Here is a 20,447-nt window from a genome sequence, read left to right on the forward strand (position 1 = left end):
TAGACAAGAGCAATTTCGCCTAGCGCCTAGCTGAAGTGAGTCGCATTCTTTTAAGATACGTAAAGAGACTCTTCAGGAATGCGTAGGAATGCGAGTTGCGATCGTTGGAGCGGGATTGGCTGGGTTGGCGGCTGCCGTAGAACTGGTAGACGCTGGACATGAAGTAGAAATATTTGAAGCGCGATCGTTTGTCGGCGGCAAGGCGGGTAGCTGGATTGATGCAGAAGGCAACCATATTGAAATGGGTCTGCATGTGTTCTTCAACAACTACAACAACCTGTTTGCCCTGATGCGTCATGTGGGAGCATTTGAGGCGCTGCTGCCCAAAGAGCATGTCCATAATTTTGTCAATCGTGGAGGCGAAATCGGCAAGCTGGATTTTCGCTTCCTGCTAGGTGCGCCGTTTCATGGACTCAAGGCATTTTTCACAACCGGGCAGCTGACGCTCAAAGACAAGCTCCAGAACGCGATCGCTCTGGGCACCAGCCCGATTGTGCCAGGATTAGTCAGCTATGACTTGGCGATGAAGATGATTCGTAACCTCGATCGCATCAGCTTTGCCGACTGGTTTAGAAGTCATGGTGGTTCACAGCACAGCCTAGAGCGGATGTGGGACCCGATCGCCCTAGCGCTGGGCTTCATTGACACCGAGCAGATTTCGGCGCGCTGTATGCTGACCATCTTTATGATGTTTGCCTCCAAGACCGAGGCTTCGCGGCTGAATATGCTGGCCGGATCGCCCGACGAGTACATTCACAAGCCAATTCTCAACTACCTGGAGGAGCGCGGAGCCAAAGTCCATACCCGCCGCCAGACCCGCAAGATTTTGTTTGAGGAGCAGGATGGCGCAACGCAGGTGACGGGCATTCTGGTTGCCAATGGGGAAGAAGATGAGGCGATCGCTGCCGATATTTACCTCGCAGCTTGCGATATTCCCGGCATTCAACGGTTACTGCCCCCGGAATGGCGCACCTGGAAAGAGTTCGACAATATCTACAAGCTGGAGGCGGTTCCCGTCGTTACGGTGCAGCTCAGGTTTGATGGCTGGGTGACAGAATTGCAGGATGCCGAGCAGAGGAAGCAGCTCGACCACGCCGCCGGGATGGACAACCTGCTGTACAGCGCCGATGCCGACTTTTCCTGCTTCGCCGATCTGGCTCTCACTAGCCCCAAAGACTACTATCGCGAAGGGCAGGGTTCCCTGATGCAGGTGGTGCTGACTCCTGGCGATCCGTTCGTCAAAATGAGCAACGAAGACATTGTTCAGCACGCCCTAAAGCAGCTCCATGAGCTGTTTCCCTCCTCGCGTGATTTGAACATGACCTGGTCTAGCGTCGTCAAGCTAGCTCAGTCGCTCTATCGAGAAAATCCCGGAATGGATCTCTACCGTCCCGCACAAAAAACGCCTGTGTCCAATTTCTTCTTGGCAGGCAGCTACACGCAGCAGGACTACATTGACAGCATGGAAGGCGCGACTATTTCGGGCAAACAGGCGGCAGCGGCAATTCTAGAGCCGACGGGATACAAGGTGAAAGGCTCAGGGTTGTTCAAATACTAGCCGCGCCTACTTCACCAGCAGCACCGACTTGACCGGACGCTCGATCGCCCTTCCCTGCTCATCCAGCTTGCCGTAATGTGTCGTGCCGTTGTAGTAGAGCGAAGCAGAGCCACCACCATCCAGGTTTAGCGCTTTCGTAGCTCCCAGAGACTTGAGGAAATCGGCAAGCTGCTGGAGGGTCATGCCCGAAGCATCGATCGCCTCCGCTTTCTGCGCCACCATGACCCAAACCACGCCACCATCTGGCAAAATGCCGACTGCACTCCGGGGACTGAGGCGATCATGATCGATCGGATCTCTCACTACAGCACCGTTCGAGATTTCAAGAAAGCTTTCCGGCTGCAAATTTAGCTCCGGCAGCAGACGCGGCCCAGCCCCTAGCGCGCTGACAAGCTGGCAGTTGGCAAGCGGCGCATCGCTGTGCAACGCAATGTCATACTGAGTTGTCTGACTGCTCCCTTGGTTACACAGATATTGCCGAAACTCTGAGCGATTGAAAATCTTGTCCAGATAGGGGGCAAGGTCGGGGTTTTGGGTGAGGCGATCGTTCTGTTTGGGGTCAGCCGCAGGTTTGCTGTCTAACGTAACGTGCGACGTAGATTGTTGATTGGCAGGGTCAAAAAAGCCGCCATTGATCACGGCGATCGCCCCTGCCGGAGCCGCAAAATCCTTCAGCGTTGCCACCCCATTAGACAGAGCCGGAACGACCTGATACTGGCTCGGAATCGTTAAAATATGCACCTCAGCTTGAGGCAGCGATCGCTTTTCGTAGCGAATGGGCTGAGCGATCGGGCTGGCGGTTGGTGAAGCATCGGCTTGTGGTGCCGGGGAGGGGGGTATCGCCGACGAAGAGGTTGAAACATACAACAAAAGCGCCTCTAGCCCAACAAACGCTAAGCCCAGTATCCAAACTAATTTCACGCAGTTTCCCTCTTTCGATAGCTATCACTATCTTACGCAAGGCGCTCCGAGATTTTAGACCTCCGAGATTTTGAAAACCTCGGAGGTCTGAGGGTCGCTAGCTCAAGCCACTCAGCCCAGTGTTCACTGAGGTGGGCAGAGTGACGATCGCCTGAGAATCATTCAGACCGATCGCTACGGGCGCTGTCAGAAGCTGCCCTCCGACTCCGGAGTTCTCGGTCAGAACTTCTGGGAAGGGTTGGACGTTGGCGACCTGCACATTGAACAGTGAAGTCTCTGCCAACTCTCCGCTTCTGACGCTTGGTGTATTGAATTGACTGTCAGCAGCATCTCTATTGAGAGAAGGGGTCGAGCCAGCTAGAGCATCGGCAGGGCGATCTAGACCCGCCAATCCAACGCGATCGTCCAGATTTAAAGGCGTTGCCAACTTCAGGGTAACGATCTCGTTGTTGTCGATCGCCGGGGGACGACCGATCGAGAACGGGTAGTTGTTGTCGTTGGCAACCAGGATGGTGTCTTTGTCTAACACCAACACATCTTCGATCGTCTGGAAGGGCATTCTGTAGGTGGTGCTGCCGTCGTGGTTGAGGTCGCCTGGATCTTGAATGTTCAACAGATCGGCAACTTCCACTTTAGAGACAAAGCCGTCGGCATCTTTCTGAGACAAATCTACCTTGTAGATTTTTTTGAACTTGGCGGCAGTGCCCTGTTCGTTATCTCGCTCAATCACCAGATACTCGTTGGCGTTGATTACGGTAAAATCACCGATCGCATTCGTTGCGCTTTCGAGTTTGTAGTAACCCTCCAGTCCAGCAAATTGCTTTGAGGCCACATCAAACTTATAGATGCGCAGGGTACCTGCCGGATCGCCCACGACCGTTCCTTCCAGCAGCGGGTACAGCGTGCTCTTGTCCGGACTGATCGCCATGCCCTCAAAGCCTCTGGATTGTCCCAAGTTGGAGACTTGAGCAGGGGTGATGAAGGTGCTACGAGCATCCTCTCCGGTGCCGGGGAAATCCGCAAAGTAGCCATCCACGCCTAGCTCAATAAATTGCTTGAACTCCGCCAGCGGATCGCCGTTGTAGCTGTCGGGCAAGAAGAAGCTCTCGTTGCGGAAGGTGTAAGGGTGAACCAACAATCCGACCTGATGGGCATCGGTAACGAGGGTCGTGGGACTGCCCGTGACGCGATCGCCATCGCTAATCTGTCCGTCACCATTCAGGTCATCCGGGCGACCGTCATTGTTGAAATCCACGGTCGAGAGGGGGACGATCCGCTGTTTGTTGGGACCAATGCCCTCGGCATAGGTGGCGATTTCCACCAATCCTGCTGGGGTAGACAGGTCGGTATAGGTGCGCGTGTCGCCGCTGACCACGAAGTCATAGGGACGACCTGAGCCACCAAACAACTGCACTATCGGAATGTTAATTCCTGCCTGGGGCATGAGGGTGGCGTTGAGTTCCTTCAGGTTGGCAACCTCAAAGGATTGAATGAAGATGCGGGTCGGATCGGTGAATTTCTTCTCCACCAGCGTCTCCACCAGCAGTTGGCTGGTGTTGTAGCCCTGAGCGGCAAAGAAAGTCGGGTGCTTGGTTTCAGGATAGATGCCAATTTTGCGCCCGGTTTCTTTCTCAACTTGCTGCACCAGGTCGATCACTTCTGCCAAGGTGGGCACCTTTAGCTTGTCGTTGTCGAACTGCGTTCCTCGCAGGGCGGGCAGACGCTCGATCGCATTCAGGGTCTTGATTTCCGCCAGGGTAAAGTCTTCAGCAAACCAGCCCGTGACGGTAACGCCGTCCAAAACCTTGGTGGTTCTGCGATCGGCAAATTCAGGCCGCAGATAAACATCGGTGCTGGTGTCGGTGGTGTTGAGTGCGCCCGTCGCCGTCAACACCGCCAACATGGGTTCGTGGCGGGCGATCAGCACGCCATCTTTTGTTACCACCAGATCGGGTTCGATGAAGTCAGCACCGTCGGCGATCGCCTTCTTGTAGGCCGCCAGCGTGTGTTCTGGACGTTCGCCGCTCGCTCCCCGGTGACCGATGACGATCGGCGCTTTGCCATCCAGCGTATTGAAGGTCGTGGTTTGCAGCACCTCTGGATTTTGGGGCGATCGGACAAAAGGGCTGGTGATCTGATCGCGGACTAAATCGCCTGTGCCCGGAAAATCGGTAAAGTAGCCGTCTACACCCAGATTGATGAACTGCTCAAATTCCCTGACCGGGTTGCCGTTGTAGTCGGAAGCCAGGAAACTTCCCTCATTGCGGAAGGTGTAGGGATGCACCAGCAGTCCGGCGTTGTGAGCATCGGTAATCAGCGAAGTGGGTTCGGTTGTCACCTTGTCGGCATCGTTAATCACGCCGTCGTTGTTCAAGTCATCCGCTTTGCCATCCCCGTTGGCATCTACCTCTTTGACCGAAACGATCATCCGCTTCCAGGGACCAATGCCATCCGCATAGGTGGCTACTTCCTGTAAACCTGCGGCAGTCCGCAAGTCGCCATAGGTGCGGAGGTCGCCGCTGACGACAAAATCGTAGGGGCGGATTTCAATCAGCGTGCCGTCCGGATTGACATCAAACGCATCATACAACTGCACCAGCGGAATATCAGTTTTCTGGTTTAGCTCCTTCAGGTTGGCAACCTCAAAGGACTGGATGAAAACACGGCTAGGGTCAGTGAAACCCGTTTTGTCCAGCGTTTCTAGCAGCGGCTCTTCGAGCGAGAGTCCCAAATTGTCATGGAAAGTCGGATGCTTGGTTTCAGGATAGATGCCGACTTTTCTGCCCGTTTCTTTCTCCGCCTGCTTGACCAGGTTGATCACTTCTTCAAACGTGGGGATTTCAAACACGCCATTGAATGCCTGGGTGCGGAATCCCTGGGGCATGATGGCGCGCAATGTCTTGATCTCCGCCAGGGTGAAGTCAGACGCAAAGTAGTCTTCGACTGCTACACCGTCCAAGATCTTGGTGGTTTTGCGATCGGCAAATTCAGGTCGGCTGGCAACATCCGTGGTGCCGCCCAGCATTGGCTCATGGCGGGCAATCAACACACCATCTTTGGTGGCAACCAGATCGGGTTCGATGAAGTCAGCCCCGCGCTCGATCGCCAGCTTATACGCTTCCAGGGTATGCTCTGGCAGTTCGCCACTGGCTCCCCGGTGTCCAATCACGATTGGCGGCTTGCCATCCAGCGTGTTGAGATTGACTGGATTGGGGGTAGCAATGGGAGCGTCCAATAGCTTTCCGGTGGCATCGAAGTGCAGCAGGAAGGGGCCAAACTCATCGCCAATCCAAATCGTGCCGTCCTCAGCAATCACAAAGGATTCAATGTCGAAGTCTGCGCCCGTTAGGAGGCGATCGCCCGTTCCCTCATTGACAATCTTGAAGGGAATTTTCTGGTCAGGATCGGCAAACTGAATAAAGTTATCGAAGATCTTGACGCTGCCATCTCCGCCTTCCGTGCCTCGGAAGTTGGGATCAACGCGGTAGATCCGCAGCAAAAAATCAGAGCTGTTATTCTTGGCACCGTAGCCGTTGTCTGGCATAAACCAGAAGCTATCTTTATCGAAAAACTGAACCCCGCTAAAGCCCTGAACGGGCTGCCCCGCAAAAGGGCCTGTGCGACCGTTGGCAGACACATCTTTGCCAGATGCAGGTCCCGCAGCAAGCGTATCTGCGGGAAGTGACGCGAAACTCTTCAATACAACATCTGTCATGGCTTTCTGTGGATTCCTGAATGTGGGAAAGAATTTCACCCCAATCAAGCTCCCATAGGGACGTTAAGAGACAGCTAACTTCTCCTCAAGCCCGACTTTAGGAAACATTAAGCGATCGGCTGATTGCTTTCTTCACAAAGCCTGAAATGCAGATGGGCAGACACATTTAGCTAGAGAAAGGACTCGTGAATTCGCCTTCACTATTCAGACTACAGCTACAGCTAACATGAAGATTTCGTAAATTTGAAAGGGGCACAACATTGCTGAGGATCTTTGCCCAAAAGAAAAGGTTGGGTGTTATGGACATCCTGGATTGCCCCACCCAACCTGAATCACAGCATCAAGACTTATGACATCAAGACCCGCAGCAGCCCTTAGCGAGATGCACTTGCCGCCCCACCTAAACAGCTCAGCGTCCGCAAAGTCGCCGCCGCCGCATAGTTGCGCTGAGCAGCCGTATCAGGCGCAAAAGCTGAACCCGTCTCATTCAACGGAGAAGCTACTCCACAGTAGGAAGACATTTGGCTAATCAAAGGATTTGCCCAATGACCATTCGTATCTGCAAAGGTAGCAGCCGGACGGTTGCCCTGAATTTGAGGCTGTTGACCTTGCATCGCCTTGCCATACTCTGCCGCCCGACGCAAGACCGCCATTAGCTCTGCGCGAGTCACAGGCTGAGCCGGACGGAAAGAACCATCCTGATAGCCCGTAATAATGTTGTTGTCGCGGGCAAACTGAATTCTAGCAGCACTCCAGCGGCTAGCTTCTACATCAGAGTAAGGGTTGCCAGTCGCCTGAGTAGGAACATCAAGCTTGACGTTAGGTAAACTGCCCAGCGCGCCCAACACCATAGATACCAACTGTTCGCGGGTCAGAGAAGCCGTAGGGCGGAACGTGTTGTCCTCAAACCCAGAAATAAACCCAGTTTGAACCGCGCGATTGATATCGGCAGCGTAAATGTCGTTAACAGTATCGTTGAAGCGAGATGGAGCCGGGGTGCCTGTAGACCCTGTACCTGTATTACCTGTAGACCCGGTGCCTGTGTTGCCTGTATTGCCTGTAGAGCCTGTAGAGCCAGTGCCACCGCCGACATTCGCAACAGGAACGTTATCACCATCGTAGGTGAGGTAAACATGCCCTAGAGTCTGTTCACCAAATACCCGCTTGGTAAAGCGCCAGCCCGGATCGAGGGTGATTTTGGCGAAGTCAGAGGTCACTCCGTTAGTGCGACCAATCAAGATGGCTTTCTCGGCACGGCTGCTAGGGGCACCAATCAGCAGCATATCGTTGTCTTGTTTAACCACTCGCAGGCTATAGCGCAGCCCTAGATCTTCGTCATTGACGCGGATGGAGTAGCCGTTGCTATCGGTACTGCGGCTGCATACCCCCGTGAAGTCAAACTCTAGCAAAAGAGGGTTAATTGCAATCAACGCATTGGGAGAGCCAGACTCGCTCCAGCAAGGACGGCTATCGGCAACTTGTTCTAAGATGAGGAGTTGGTGAGCTGCACCGCCTCGGTAGGGGGAAGCCACTGCAACAAATTTATTTTGATCGACTTCCTTTTCACCAAACTGCGCAGCCAGTGCGGGTGTGATAGCAGATAGAGCGCTAGCAAGGGTAGTTGTGGTGACGGCAGCGATCGCAGCCATGCGACGAAGAGCAGGTTTCATGGTTTGTTCTCAGGTTGATTCTGTGATGGAGGAAAGAATTACTTTGCCGTAGTATTCTGTTGATTCCTATACGGCTTCGTTGTGATCAATGACATCTAAAACGACACTTTTGTTTCTCAATGCTTTGCTTAAAAAATCTTTTAAGCTATCAATTTTGAAAGTCGTTATTGATGAATTTAGAGACATAACACGAGATCTTTATGTTCCCATTACGGGTAAGAAAAGAATTAAACTGCGATTCTTTCAAAACAATGAATATCAACATCTCAGCGTTTACTTAATAGTTCCAAAGTAATGAGGTAACTACAAATAAACTGATATGACTATGAAACCTATCCCAATGTTTCCGGCTTGCTCAAATTGATTCTTAAAGCGTTTTTGAACCGAAGATGACTGAAAAGTGGCCGCAAAAGTTTCCTGCCGATCGCCTGTTCTTCGCCTCAATTTGCAAACAGATTGGAAGTCTCTTGGAGAGTGGTGTGCAGGCAATATTTTTTGTGGTGTGGGCTTTGCCCACACCACAAAAAATATTGCCTCTTGGGGACTACCGGAGTTTTATCCCGGCAGAAAAGATACATGAGCGCTGACTACTCGCCAGCCCTCTAGCGATCGCATCCAGGTTTGGCTTTGCCGTCCGCTCTTGCCAAGGCGCTGAAATTCGGTGTTGGCAGTAGCAAAATCTCTGCCGTAGGTGGTGATCACAGTGTTGCTGAGGGTGCGATCGAGTCCTTGTGCCGAACGGGCGCTGCGAAAGGCAGCGATCGCCTCATAGCCGTACAGATTTTCGGTCGCGCCATAGCGAATGGTATGGGGGCTATTCCAAAATAAGGTGTCCAGGACGGCGACATCGTTGCTTGTAAGCGCCGCTTCGTAGCGTTCAAAGGCGATCGTCACTTCTGCAACCACGTCAGGGAGATTGATGTCCATTACTTACACTCCTTCACTAACCCAAAGCCGCTCGTTTGCGGTTCGATCGCCGACCTTTAGGCGGAGGCGCAACAGCTGGGCTAGCATTTCCTTGACTGCCATTACTCACTATCTCTGGAGCGATCGGCAGCGTGAAGTGAAACTGGCTACCCTGATCGCGACCGGCTGACTCTGCCCAAATTTGTCCGCCCAATCCTTTGATAATTTGGCGACAGATAGCCAGCCCTAAGCCTGTACCCCCAGCAGTGCGGCGCAAGGCTCCCTCTTCTTGATAGAAGCGATCGAACACGGTTTCTAGTCGGTTTGGTTCAATGCCCCGCCCGGTATCAGTGATGGTAATTTCCAGCATTTTACCGCCGTTGGTCTTGGCTTCAATCAACACCTCACCTTCTGGATCGGTGAACTTACAGGCATTATCCAATAGCTTCGAGAGGACTTCTACTACGCGCTCACCGTCTGCCTGCACCTGGGGAAGTTCTAAGGGTACCTGCGCCCGAATCTGAGGAAATTCTTCCCGGTTCATGCCGCGAATGCTGCTGACGGCAAGATCGACACATTCATCTAGGGCGATCGGCTCCAAATGCCACTGAACTCTGCCGCTCTCTAAGCGCGACAGGGTAATAAAATCCTGAATGAGCTTCCTCATGCGATCAGCATCCGACATCGCCGTATTCAGCATCACCTGTCGCAGTTCTGGCGGCATATCTGGCTCGCTCGCAAGGCTCTCTAAACAGACTTGAATTGTGGAAAGCGGCGTACGCAGCTCATGTCCAGTGATAGCAATTAAGTTGCTACGGGTGCGCTCCAGTGCCTCAAGCTGCTGATTCAAATCTTCTAGGTTGGCGTAAGACTCAGACTGAATCAGGGCTACGCCGAGCTGCGTGGCAACGGCTTCCACTAGCCCTACTTCATCTTGGCTCCAGCCGTATGGCTCTGCCTGACAGTGGTGCAGCTCCACCATGCCCAGCAGCCGTCCTTGGTAAATCACAGGCACCATGAGCCAGGAACGAATTTGCCAGCGATCGACCAACAAATCCAGCGAAGACAGGTCAATCGGCTGAGGAATCTGCGTATCGGCTAGGGCGATCGCCTCTTGCCGCTGTGCCACCGACTGAAACAGAGGATTGCCTTGCAACGACCAGTTTTGCCCCACGACTGATTTGATCCTTGCACTCGCCAATGATTCATAGACGATCGGCACAGTCGCATCGGTTGCCTTGCAGCGATAGACCAGGCAGCGGCAGACCTGCATGGCGCGTCCTAGTTCCTCAACGGCTACTTTAAAGATCTCGTTGGGGTCGAGCGATCGCCGCATAGCGGACGTAATCAAATTAACCAGCCGCTCTCGCCGCTCTTGAGCCGACATAGAGCGATATGCCTTCAGCAGCTTATATTGCCCTGCCTGAAGGTAAGTCACTAGCCGCTGAGCAAAAGGATCAGGATCAACCTCACCCACTCCAGACACTGCTTCTACTAAGTAATCTGTCTTGGCTTGCTCAACCTTTAACTGTAATTCTGGGCGGTACAGGGCAATGCGATCGAGCAAGATTCTGGCGGCGGTGCAGCTCACCTGGCGATCGAATGTCCAAACGCCTTCAAACCGCCGAGTTTGATCCATAGCAGGCAGTCCGGCATTTTCCTGTTCACTGGGGGCAAGAGTTTGGCGCTCCTGACAAACCAGGCAAGCCGCATAGTTTTGTCCAATCACCACCAGATGCCATTCATGGCTAAGCTGATCCTCTGGGTCAAAGGCGATCGTTTCGTACTCTTTAGACTCGTTCATGAAGCTGGTTTCTGGAGCCGCCAGCACATAAACATGCGGCGTCAGAGCCGCAATTCGCTCATAGCGATGTGACTCCTGCCGATAAAACCGTTCTCGCTGAAAGCTGGCGATTACCAGAGGCATACGAACACCTCCCGCCAACACCTGATCCTCCATGGCGTGGGATAGGGCAGTCAGCGAAGCCTTGAAATAGAGCTGGGGTCGGAGCTGGGGACAGCTTTTTAGCAACTCCTCCAGCACAGAAATTTGGATACGCATCGATCGTTCAGCGGTATAAGCTCCACTATATAGTTTCAAGGGGAGCAGGGGAAGCAATGGGGTTGCAACTTTAACAAGCGTACAGAATCAAACAAGCGTGTTAGTAACCGCCAAGGCGATTAGGTCGGGGACATTTTGGGTGGGGCGCGAAGCGCCCCACCCAAAATGTCCTAAGGAACATGGATTTAACAAGATGTAATTCTTGGGGTAAGGGCTTAGCAATGCTAAACCCCTACTGGCGACAGCTATAGAATCAGCAGCCCATTCATCTTGACAGGCAAAATTGCTGGGAGTTATATTAAAACGAGCGATCGATATAAAATAAAGTAGACCATGCCGAAAGTTGTTGATTCAGAGCTGTACCGCAAAGAACTTCTCCACAAGTGTTTTGACCTGTTGGCGGAGAAGGGCTATGCCAACGTGACGACTCGCCAAATCTCTAAAGAGCTTGGCATTTCGACTGGGGCACTCTATCACTACTTTCCTAGTAAGAAAATCTTGTTTGAACAGCTTGTAGAAGAAATGAGTCAGCAAGATGAGGTGATGCTCAGGGCAGCAGCTCAGGGCGCAAGTACTTTACCAGAGAGAATTGCAGCCCTAGGGCAGTTTTTGGTTGAACACGAAAGCTATTTTGTTAAACAAGCCGTCATCTGGATAGATTTTTGCCAGCATACTGATTTGCATGAGATTCTGAACAATCCCGTGTTTCAGCAAGTAGATGAGCAATATCAGCAGATGATTACCAGTGTGTTGGGTCTTTCCAACCCCAAGGTGGCTCGATTTATCTGGACGCTAATCAATGGTGTGCTGATAGAGCAAATTGGGAGTGATGAATCATTCCCCTTTGGTGAGCAGATTGATCTCTTGGTCAATATGCTCACCGCGTACTTCGAGAAACATGGGGTCTGAGTTTAGAACCTTCTGAACAGAAGGTCTGGAGTCGTTTTGTTTATGTGGTTTTATTTATATCGATCGCTCGATTTAACTCCCTAATTCTTTTGAGAGGTCTACGCTATGCGGTTTCCTACGATCCTTCCTGCACAGTTCACAATTGTATTCAACACCAGAGCAGCGGAAATTCAGCATCATCTGCACCTCTTGCAGGTACTCAAGCCCTTCGTGACTTTGCTGTACGGAGAAGATAGCCTAGATACGGTAGGCGAACTCTCTGTCGCCCTCCTCAAGACCCCCTCCTTTGACTTGGCTGTCCAACATTTGCAGCGTGATCCGGCTGCTGCGGCACTCATTCAGGAGCGATATTTAGCTCCACCGCACGATCTTGATGCCCTGCTGCAATATCCCCAGGATTCTCTGGGTTATGTCTATGCCGCTCAGATGAAAGCAAAAGGCTTTGATCCAGACTTGTATTCTCATCTCAACGTTGACTCTGATGCCAGCTACGTCGAAGCACGACTGGGGCAAACGCATGACATTTGGCATACAGTAACTGGATTTAAGACTTCAGCGATCGACGAGATTGGGCTACAGGCGTTTCACCTTCCCCAGTTTCCTTATCCGCTGGCAACGATGCTGATCGCCAACAGCCTAATGGCAAGCACTTTTTTTGAGCCTGCGGAATTGCCCCAGCTCCTCAACGCGATCGCTCAAGGATGGGAGATGGGCAAGGCAGCAAAATCTCTGTTTGCTCAAAAGTGGGAACAATCCTGGGACAAGCCGCTATCGCAATGGCAAGCGGAATTGGGCATTCAGCCTATTGTCTATCAGCCTATTGTCTATGAGAACTTCCAGCATCAGGGTGAGGAGCGATCGCCTGATTTCAACTAGGTATAGCGCTACGCGCTTAGATCTAATGAGTTATTTTTTAAGAGCTGTGCTACGTGCAGCTCTTAAAAAATAACTCGTCCTAGCTCAATCACGTAGGGCTATAAACTATATTTTGGTAATTTTTACCATAAATAGGGTATCATCTAATGAGATGGACTGATAAAAGCATTCGCCCGTCCTCCAATCTATAGTTTCCCTATTCTTAAGAGATGAGACACTCTCCATGAGCACTTCAACCCAGCTTCCTATTCCGGTGCACTTCAATTCGGCAAAAGTCGGTGAAGTCTGGCGCGTACCTTACCAAAGCCGAGCTGCCGAAGCCAAGATTTGGGCGCAGCAGCAGCAGATTTTACCTGCTACCCACGACAAGACTCGCGTGTGTCTCTTGGCGATCGATGTTCAAAACACCTTTTGCATTCCAGAGTTTGAGCTGTTTGTGGGAGGGCGATCGGGTAAGGGAGCCGTGGAAGATAACGAGCGGCTGTGCGAGTTTATCTATCGCAACCTGGGCGCGATTACCGAAATTGTTCTGACGATGGATACCCATACGGCAACGCAGATTTTTCATCCCGTATTTTGGGTGAACGCTGCCGGAGAGCACCCAGCACCCATGACGATGATTCATCGAGAAGATGTAGAGCAAGGCATCTGGAGCGCCAATCCTGGGGCAAATCTAGGACAGGCGGACTATGGGGGCGATCGCCTTCAGGCTCACGCACTGCACTATGTGCGCCAGCTTGACGCAGCGGGTAAGTTTCCGCTCACCATTTGGCCCTATCACTCCATGCTGGGGGGCATTGGTCACGCGATCGTTTCTTCAGTCGAAGAAGCCTGTTTTTTCCACAGCATGGCGCGGGATAGCCAGACGCGATTTGAAATGAAGGGCAATAATCCCCTGACCGAAAACTATTCGGTGCTGAAACCCGAAGTTCTGGAAGACGAGAAGCAAAAGACGATCGCCCACAAAAACACGGCGCTGATTCAAAGCTTGCTCAACTTTGATGTTGTCTTGATTGCCGGACAGGCAAAGAGCCACTGTGTTGCCTGGACAATCGATGACCTGCTGACTGAAATTCAGGCGATCGATCCTGCTCTGGCGCGGAAGATTTACTTGCTCGAAGATTGTTCTTCTCCCGTCGTGGTTCCTGGCGTGGTGGATTTCACCGATCAGGCTAATCAAACCTACCAACGCTTTGCCGATGCCGGGATGCAGGTGGTGCGATCGACAGATTGGAGTTCTTAAAACCTAGTCTGAAACTCCAGCACCGCTCGGCTTTCTCCACTCAAGTTGCTAGAGCCGCGCAGCAAAAGCTGATCGTTAATTCGGTAGCGCAGGCTAAAGCGAGTCGGTTCTGCGACAGTCAGCAACTGCAACACTGAAACTGAAAGATTGTCCGTGATGTCGTACCCCAACTCGGCAGCCAGAGCCAGAGTTGAAGAACGCGCGTTTTCAGACGAAACGGTCGTGGGAAAGAGGCGAAAATCAGTCAGTCCGGTGGCATCGCTGATCAGGTTTTGCAAGCCTGAGAGTAAGGTTGACCCGGCAACGCTGGCGAGTGCCAAGGTGGGATTATCGGCAGCTTGACTGATGCTGCCAAGGAAATTGCCGCCAATCAACGCCACAATTTCCGCCTCGGTGCGGCTAGGGCTACTCGAAAGCTCCAAATTATTGTAAATCTGGCTAGCGAGTCCGGTGACACTCGCCTGTACTCGAATGGTTTGCAGCGAGCCAAAATCGGTGGAGGTGGAGGGGGATGCCGTGGTATCCGCTAGCTCTGCTACCCCAAAGGGTGAGGTGGTATTGGCGACAGGCACCCGCACCACTTCAGGGACAGAGGTAATCAGGCGGACATCAATATAGGGATCTAACCCGCGAGTGGGCGAAAAGACGGCTCGGTTGTTATAGTCTCGCTGCAAATTAAACTGAGTGGCAAACAGATTGACCTGACCCTGCTTTAGGTAAATCGTGCCGTTGGGGCTAATGTCATCAAAGGTTTCGTTGAGGGTGCCATTAATTAACAGATCGCCTGTGGCCACAAAGCTGAGGATGGGATCGCTCGTGACGCGCATGCGATCGCCCAGGCTAACCTGTAAATCATTAAACTGCGGCTGCGTGAGAAATCCGGGGGTGGAAGGCGCGGAAGCAGTCTGGACAGCAGGGGCACTGCCCTCACCATTAGGCAAGATAACCCTGCCGTTGCTGAGGTCGATGTCACCCCCGATCTGAGCCGCTAGAGCTGCACCCGTTACCAGAATCGTGCCATTCACGTTACCTTCAAAGCGGTTTTCTAGGTTCAGGGCAATTCTGTCTAGGTTGACAACCAAAGGCGTAGCGGCATCTGGATCATTAGCGGCTAGAGGCGCGAGAATAGGCAATGTTCCTTGAGCCGTCACCTGTCCGTTGCTAAACTGTCCCTGAAGGTTTTCTACCCGGATGCGATCGTTGTTAAACAAAATATCGCCATTCACATTGGTTAAGTCTTGGGGCAGCGCTTTGGCAGAAAAAACTGCGTCTTGGAACGTCGCCTTGCCTGTGGCATTGAGCCGCACAGGGCTAGAGAGCGCCGGATCGAATGTACCCCGGACTTGCAGTTTGACATCTCCTTCACCGCCTTTCCAAGCCACCAGGTCGGTGAACAGACTGAGGAGGGCAATGCCATTGTTGCGAATATCGACATCCAGGCTGAGGTCAGTATTGTTGGGCTTCACCGTCATAAACGGAAAGGCGTAAGGCACGCTACCGTTGAGCTGAAAAGTGTCTGCCTGACTTCTAGGTGTCCCCGCTGCCGGATTACCAGTTGCCGGATTTTCAGTTGCCAGCTCCTCGACCGTTTGATTCCCAGCCACCCGATCGCCAATGACTCTGCCGTTAAAGTCGAGTCGCGCATTGGCATAGCCAAACAAACTCCTCAAGGGCGGCACTGTCTGACCATTAACGGTTGCATCTGCCAAGACCAGCTCTCCAGTCACCTGAGGATTGCCGACGCTACCCGCCACAGAGACATTGGCGTTGAGATTACCATCGATCGCCACAGGCAGCTTAAACAAGTCTTGAAGCGCCGCGACCGGAATATTTTGCGCCAAAAGCTGACCCGACTGCTGCTCGCCGCCCAAGGTGCCAGAGAAGTTGAGAAACGAGTTGTCCGACTGGAATCGCAGCGGCAATAGGGTCAGGATGCCGTTTTCCAGCCCCCCAGATGCCACCACCTGATTCACCTCATATTCTCCCCACCGCCAATCCTGTCCTTTTAAGTCGAAGCCCAGAGTTGCCCCGTTCCTGGGCGAAAAGGCAACGTTAATGTCTCCGGTAAACACGCCTTGCAGCTCCGACAGATCGGGCAAGAAGGCATTGTTTTGACGCTGAGCAATCTGCTGGTCGCGTAGCGCCGTGATTTCGGAATAGCGGCGGAGCTGGTTCAACAAGCTTAGGCCGTCCGTTGTCACAGATGTAGGCAGGATATCGATCGCTGAGGCAAAGCTAGGAGCGCCGATGCCCCGCCCCAAATCCGTCAGGTCAAAAATTTGCAGCGCCGTCAGAATATCTTCTACTCTGCCGGAATCAGCGGTTATTTTGCCCTGCAATTGCGGATCGGCTCCTGGGCTAAAGCTCCCCGACAGCAGATAGCGGCTGTTGCCCTGGCGCAGTTCACCTTCATCTAGCACGCCAATACCCTGGACGTAGCGGAAGCGTCCGGTGAAGGAATCGGCTCTGATGTAGTCGATCGCCGGATTGGCGATCGCCACCTCTCCCACCACGTCTGGCTGCGCCAAATTGGCAATATTGAGGTTGAAATTGCCGTTTACCCTACCTGTGACTCGCCCCAGCCCATAGTCAGCCGCAGGAGACAAATTGAGAATAGCAAGCGGGAAATTTTCCAGGTCGACGACCAGCCGATCGCCGTTGCCTCTGCCCTTCGCGATCGCCTCTCCCTGCTGCACAAAAAAGGAAACCGGGCGATTGCGGCTGTCTAGCTGTAGGGCAATGCGGTCTTGCGCCCCGGCCACATCTAGATTGAGCGATCGATTGGTGACGTACTGAAGTTCGCCATTCAAAGCTGGCTCGAAGGCGGTTGCGTTGACCACCAGATTATTCACACCCACCCGCCCAGCAATCGACAGCGTCTCTAATGCCCCGGTCAGCCGACCGCTGAAGTCTGTGGTTCCGGCAACCTGAACCTGCTGAGGAATCGGGATGGGGAGCTGAGTAATGTCGTAGCCCCGCAGATTGACATTCAAATCTAGGTTGGTGATGGCAGGGGTGCCTTCTAGGGAAGCAAATACAAAGCCGTTGGCATCAAATCCGGGCGCGGATGCCTGCCGAATTTGGAGGCGATCGCCCAGCCATTTCACCGAAGCCGTCAGCGGATTAGCAATCAGCGAAACGCCTTGAGACAGCCGCACCTGTCCTTCAGCACTAATGGCCTCTGGGCTGAGATTATCTAGACTGCCGCCCAGGGCGAAATTGCCGCTGAGAAGCCCCCGCAGGTCAGAAGAGAACTGGCTGAGTTCAATTCCCGACGTGTCGAGATCGGCATTCCAGCGGTTTTGGGCGATCGCCCCCTGCCCCCGGACAATGCCCCCGGCAACCAGCAGCAGCGTGTCTTGAAAGCGGATGGTATCTCCCGCGATCGCCACCGTACCTCGCCCCGGATAGGTGGCTTCAGGAGCTTCCCATTTAGCGATCGCCTGCACGTTGTCAAACCCGCCAAAAACCTGAGCGGTGGCGTTGACGTTGCCAACCGTGACGCTGCCTAGATTAGCTCCGTAGGTGCGGGCGATCGTATCTGCGGGTAGACCTTGGGCACGAAGATCAAAGGCTAACCCCCCGCGATCGCCCAATTTCACATTGCCGCTGCCCGTCAGTAGCCCCCCTGCTTGGGGCACCGCTCGAATATTGCTGATGTCGATCGATTGCAGCGTTGCTGTAAACTGTGCCTGTGCCGATCGGAGGGCAACTTTATCTACCAGAACGGGCTGAGTATTTTCGACAACTCCCGCAATCAGGGGTTGATCACTGCTGCCTTTGACCGTGGCATTGGCGCGGAAAGTTCCTGTGAGGGCGATCGGCAGTGTTTCAGGATCAACGTCCAGAGTCTTGAGCACATCTGCAATTTGGGTAGGCTGCACCTGCACCGTCAGGTTGTAGCCTTTTTGGGTATCCAGACTGCCGCCAATTTGGGCATTTACCTCGCCATAGCGACCGCGCAGATCCTGCATGGCGATCTGCTGACCCTGAAAGCGCAAGCCGCCATAGACATTGCGGATCAGCTTGGGTACTCCCTCAGCGATCGCAGTGACATTTTGCAGCCGCACGGTACCCTCTAGCCCCAAAGGCTGGTTGTCGGGCGGAAACAATACCTGCAGGTCAGCATCTAGCAACCCTGCCTTCAGCGTCAGCGGTAGAGGAATGAGCAAACCAATATCTGCCGCCAGCAGGTCATTCCCTTTTGTGTTGAGGGTAATCTCTGGAAGCCGCAGATCGGCTTTGCCGTCTAGATCAAAATTGCCTCCTGTTTCAGGCTTTCCGGCAACTTCAAAGGTAATCAGCTTGTTGTCTTCTCGGAAGGTCGCTGAGCCATTCACCTCCTGAAAGGTAAGGAGTGGCTTAATGCGGGCTTTCTCAGCAGGAGAGCTGCTTTTGGAAGTGGGAGAGGGCGTGTTTGTAGGCTCATCGGAGACGATCGCTGATTGCTCTACTTCCTTACCGTAGGGCGCTAATTGCAGCTTGGCGTTTTGCACCCGCAGCGTATCTAGCTTGAGCTTAATCAGATCCTCGGTGGGCGGCTGGTCTTTCAGCTCAGTGGCAATCCACAGCCCTGTTTCATCCTGGTCAATGTAGGCAGTGGGATTGACCAAAGTCACATTAAGGCTGAGCGATCGCTCCCACAGCACCTCCCAGGGATTGAAATTGACCCAGACGGACTCCACTTGAGCGGTGTCGGCATCGCTAGCGGTGGGCGGCAAGCTAGAAGCCCCAAACTTCAGGCTGGTGAGAGAAATTTGCTCTAGCCGCCCCACCTCAACCGGACGATCGAGCAAATCACTTAAGCTGGTTGAAACTTGCGGAGCTAGGTCATTTTGCACGTACCGCCATGCCCACCAGCCGCCCACCGCCGCACCTGCCAAAGCGACTCCGCCTAGGGCTGCGCCCACCCATAGCCAAACGCGCCGATTGCCTGAGGGCGGCTCAGGCTGCTGATCTGGCTGATTATCCGAATGGGGAGAATTCGTCATGACCTTGCACTTTCACCCAACAGTCTTCACCCAACAGTCTTCGTCCAACAGTTTTCACCCAACAGTCTTCATCTTCAGCCTGACGTTGAAACGTAGCTTAAAGATTCTGGCGCGTCCCTAACAGAATATACCTTAATCCCTCCGCTCCCATTCCCAGTAGGATAGACAAGACGCTTTTTTCTCAACGTCCCATGCGCGTGTTTGTTTTGCTATTTAATGCCCGTACCGAGAATGAAGGAATCCATACGCTGAAGATGGACGATCGCAACGTCGTTCTAATGTTTGAATCAGAAGACGATGCCACTCGTTACGGTATCTTGCTCGAAGCCCAAGACTTCTCTAACCCTACGGTAGAAGCCTTTGAAACAGAAGAGATCGAGGAGTTCTGTGATAGCGCCAACTACGAATGTAAGCTAGTGCCAGAAGGTATGTTGGCAGTGCCTCCCGAAACCAATGTTGAAGAACCTGACTGGAATCCGGAGGGGCAACCCGCTAGCTCCGGCGACCCGGCTGACGAGGCTGAGATGCCCCCCTCAGAGCTAGAACGACTGCGGCGACGGTTTGAAGGGCTGCTGTAAGCCTGAAGTTTAGCCATGACCAGGTTAGCTATGAAAGTAAGGTTAGCTATGAAAGTTTAGTCATGAAAGAAGATTTTGTTGAACGAGGGCATCTGCTGACCGAGCAAGTTAACCCTAATAGTCAGACGCTTGATCAGCTGACAGCGCTTGAAATTGTCGATCTGTTCAATCGCGAAGATGCTCAGACGATCGCTGCCATTGCCGCCGCACGGATGGATCTAGCTGAGGCGATCGATCGGACGGCAGCGGCTTTGCGTCAGGGCGGACGGCTGTTTTACATTGGGGCAGGCACTAGCGGTCGTCTGGGGGTGCTAGATGCTGCCGAATGTCCGCCCACGTTTTGCACCCCGCCCGATCTGGTACAGGGCATCATTGCCGGAGGATCGGGGGCGCTCGTTCGCAGCTCCGAAGATTTGGAAGACCGCCCGGAGGACGGGGCAGAGGCGATCGCCCATCGTCAAGTCACCGAGCTAGATGTTGTGGTGGGCATTACGGCAGGAGGCACCACGCCCTATGTTCACGGAGCGCTCCGTGCCGCCCGTCAGCGCGGGGCCGCCACGGTGTTCATTGCCTGTGTGCCTCGCGATCAGGTCAGCCTGGATACTGTTGATATTGACATTCGCCTGCTGGTAGGCCCAGAGATATTGGCAGGTTCTACTCGCCTCAAGGCAGGTACCGTCACCAAGCTGGCGCTCAATATTTTGTCTACGGGCGTGATGGTTAAACTGGGCAAAGTCTACGGCAATCGCATGGTGGATGTGGCCGTCACCAACACTAAGCTGCATGATCGCGCCCTGCGAATCCTTCAAGACTTGACCGATCTGAGCCGAGAGGAGGCGATCGCTCTTCTAGAACAGAGCGGTCTTCAGGTGAAGCTGGCACTGCTGATGCACTGGACAGGGCTAGATCGGCAGGGGGGCGATCGGCTCTTGACTCAGCATCAAGGAAACTTGCGGCAAGCGATCCAGGATTTCAAGGGGTATTAATACTCCTTGTTTGAGAGTCTCTTGGTATGCTT

General features: G+C 53.2%; 13 protein-coding genes. 7 read left to right on the forward strand and 6 right to left on the reverse strand.

Annotation, left to right across the window (positions count from 1 at the left end; genetic code table 11):
• Positions 1-88: 88 nt before the first annotated feature.
• On the forward strand, positions 89-1,558 hold the full coding sequence (gene zds, locus AC5JMP_RS11800; protein WP_495851657.1) for a 9,9'-di-cis-zeta-carotene desaturase: 1,470 nt from the start codon (positions 89-91) through the stop codon (positions 1,556-1,558).
• Positions 1,559-1,564: 6 nt separating this feature from the next.
• Here the strand turns inward: zds and AC5JMP_RS11805 are convergent, their stop codons facing one another.
• From AC5JMP_RS11805 to AC5JMP_RS11825, 5 genes are all read right to left on the reverse strand, one after another.
• Positions 1,565-2,479, reverse strand: a complete 915-nt coding sequence (locus AC5JMP_RS11805; RefSeq protein WP_495851658.1) for a phosphodiester glycosidase family protein — start codon at positions 2,477-2,479, stop codon at positions 1,565-1,567.
• 97 nt (positions 2,480-2,576) lie between these two features.
• Positions 2,577-6,194: a glycerophosphodiester phosphodiesterase family protein gene (locus AC5JMP_RS11810; RefSeq protein WP_495851659.1), complete on the reverse strand. Its 3,618-nt coding sequence runs from the start codon at positions 6,192-6,194 to the stop codon at positions 2,577-2,579.
• Positions 6,195-6,568: 374 nt separating this feature from the next.
• Positions 6,569-7,864, reverse strand: coding sequence for a DUF3747 domain-containing protein (locus tag AC5JMP_RS11815; protein WP_495851660.1), 1,296 nt, complete (start codon positions 7,862-7,864; stop codon positions 6,569-6,571).
• 555 nt (positions 7,865-8,419) lie between these two features.
• On the reverse strand, positions 8,420-8,791 hold the full coding sequence (gene hpxZ / locus AC5JMP_RS11820; RefSeq protein ID WP_495851661.1) for an oxalurate catabolism protein HpxZ: 372 nt from the start codon (positions 8,789-8,791) through the stop codon (positions 8,420-8,422).
• Between the two features lie 16 nt (positions 8,792-8,807).
• Positions 8,808-10,832, reverse strand: a complete 2,025-nt coding sequence (locus AC5JMP_RS11825; protein ID WP_495851730.1) for a DICT sensory domain-containing protein — start codon at positions 10,830-10,832, stop codon at positions 8,808-8,810.
• A 333-nt stretch (positions 10,833-11,165) separates the two neighbouring features.
• Here AC5JMP_RS11825 and AC5JMP_RS11830 point away from each other — a divergent pair, with 333 nt between their 5' ends.
• The 3 genes from AC5JMP_RS11830 to AC5JMP_RS11840 all read left to right on the forward strand — a co-directional run bounded on the left by AC5JMP_RS11830 (position 11,166) and on the right by AC5JMP_RS11840 (position 13,860).
• On the forward strand, positions 11,166-11,741 hold the full coding sequence (locus tag AC5JMP_RS11830) for a TetR/AcrR family transcriptional regulator (protein WP_495851662.1): 576 nt from the start codon (positions 11,166-11,168) through the stop codon (positions 11,739-11,741).
• A gap of 105 nt (positions 11,742-11,846) precedes the next feature.
• Positions 11,847-12,617: a Coq4 family protein gene (locus AC5JMP_RS11835; protein ID WP_495851663.1), complete on the forward strand. Its 771-nt coding sequence runs from the start codon at positions 11,847-11,849 to the stop codon at positions 12,615-12,617.
• A 223-nt stretch (positions 12,618-12,840) separates the two neighbouring features.
• Positions 12,841-13,860: a cysteine hydrolase family protein gene (locus tag AC5JMP_RS11840; protein WP_495851664.1), complete on the forward strand. Its 1,020-nt coding sequence runs from the start codon at positions 12,841-12,843 to the stop codon at positions 13,858-13,860.
• Here the strand turns inward: AC5JMP_RS11840 and AC5JMP_RS11845 are convergent.
• Positions 13,857-18,851: a translocation/assembly module TamB domain-containing protein gene (locus AC5JMP_RS11845; protein ID WP_495851665.1), complete on the reverse strand. Its 4,995-nt coding sequence runs from the start codon at positions 18,849-18,851 to the stop codon at positions 13,857-13,859. The genes AC5JMP_RS11840 and AC5JMP_RS11845 overlap by 4 nt on opposite strands.
• On the opposite strand from AC5JMP_RS11845, the gene AC5JMP_RS11850 reads away from it, so the two are divergent.
• From AC5JMP_RS11850 to murQ, 3 genes are all read left to right on the forward strand, one after another.
• A complete protein-coding gene (locus AC5JMP_RS11850; RefSeq protein WP_495851666.1) occupies positions 18,850-18,972 on the forward strand; it encodes a hypothetical protein in 123 nt (40 codons plus the stop codon). The two genes, AC5JMP_RS11845 and AC5JMP_RS11850, sit on opposite strands and share 2 nt — an antisense overlap.
• A gap of 70 nt (positions 18,973-19,042) precedes the next feature.
• On the forward strand, positions 19,043-19,429 hold the full coding sequence (locus AC5JMP_RS11855; protein WP_495851667.1) for a DUF3110 domain-containing protein: 387 nt from the start codon (positions 19,043-19,045) through the stop codon (positions 19,427-19,429).
• 62 nt (positions 19,430-19,491) lie between these two features.
• Complete coding sequence (gene murQ / locus AC5JMP_RS11860; protein WP_495851668.1) at positions 19,492-20,415, forward strand: N-acetylmuramic acid 6-phosphate etherase; 924 nt, start codon at positions 19,492-19,494, stop codon at positions 20,413-20,415.
• Positions 20,416-20,447 lie beyond the last annotated feature (32 nt).

The organism is Drouetiella sp. (genome assembly GCF_059504425.1).

Excerpts from the sequence above, each read along its gene's own strand:
- AC5JMP_RS11840 (WP_495851664.1), top strand. The coding sequence starts at position 12,841 with ATGAGCACTTCAACCCAGCTTCCTATTCCGGTGCACTTCAATTCGGCA.
- AC5JMP_RS11855 (WP_495851667.1), top strand. The coding sequence starts at position 19,043 with ATGCGCGTGTTTGTTTTGCTATTTAATGCCCGTACCGAGAATGAAGGA.
- AC5JMP_RS11830 (WP_495851662.1), top strand. The coding sequence starts at position 11,166 with ATGCCGAAAGTTGTTGATTCAGAGCTGTACCGCAAAGAACTTCTCCAC.
- AC5JMP_RS11845 (WP_495851665.1), bottom strand. The coding sequence starts at position 18,851 with ATGACGAATTCTCCCCATTCGGATAATCAGCCAGATCAGCAGCCTGAG.
- zds (WP_495851657.1), top strand. The coding sequence starts at position 89 with ATGCGAGTTGCGATCGTTGGAGCGGGATTGGCTGGGTTGGCGGCTGCC.
- AC5JMP_RS11825 (WP_495851730.1), bottom strand. The coding sequence starts at position 10,832 with ATGCGTATCCAAATTTCTGTGCTGGAGGAGTTGCTAAAAAGCTGTCCC.
- AC5JMP_RS11850 (WP_495851666.1), top strand. The coding sequence starts at position 18,850 with ATGACCTTGCACTTTCACCCAACAGTCTTCACCCAACAGTCTTCGTCC.
- AC5JMP_RS11835 (WP_495851663.1), top strand. The coding sequence starts at position 11,847 with ATGCGGTTTCCTACGATCCTTCCTGCACAGTTCACAATTGTATTCAAC.
- AC5JMP_RS11810 (WP_495851659.1), bottom strand. The coding sequence starts at position 6,194 with ATGACAGATGTTGTATTGAAGAGTTTCGCGTCACTTCCCGCAGATACG.
- hpxZ (WP_495851661.1), bottom strand. The coding sequence starts at position 8,791 with ATGGACATCAATCTCCCTGACGTGGTTGCAGAAGTGACGATCGCCTTT.
- AC5JMP_RS11815 (WP_495851660.1), bottom strand. The coding sequence starts at position 7,864 with ATGAAACCTGCTCTTCGTCGCATGGCTGCGATCGCTGCCGTCACCACA.
- murQ (WP_495851668.1), top strand. The coding sequence starts at position 19,492 with ATGAAAGAAGATTTTGTTGAACGAGGGCATCTGCTGACCGAGCAAGTT.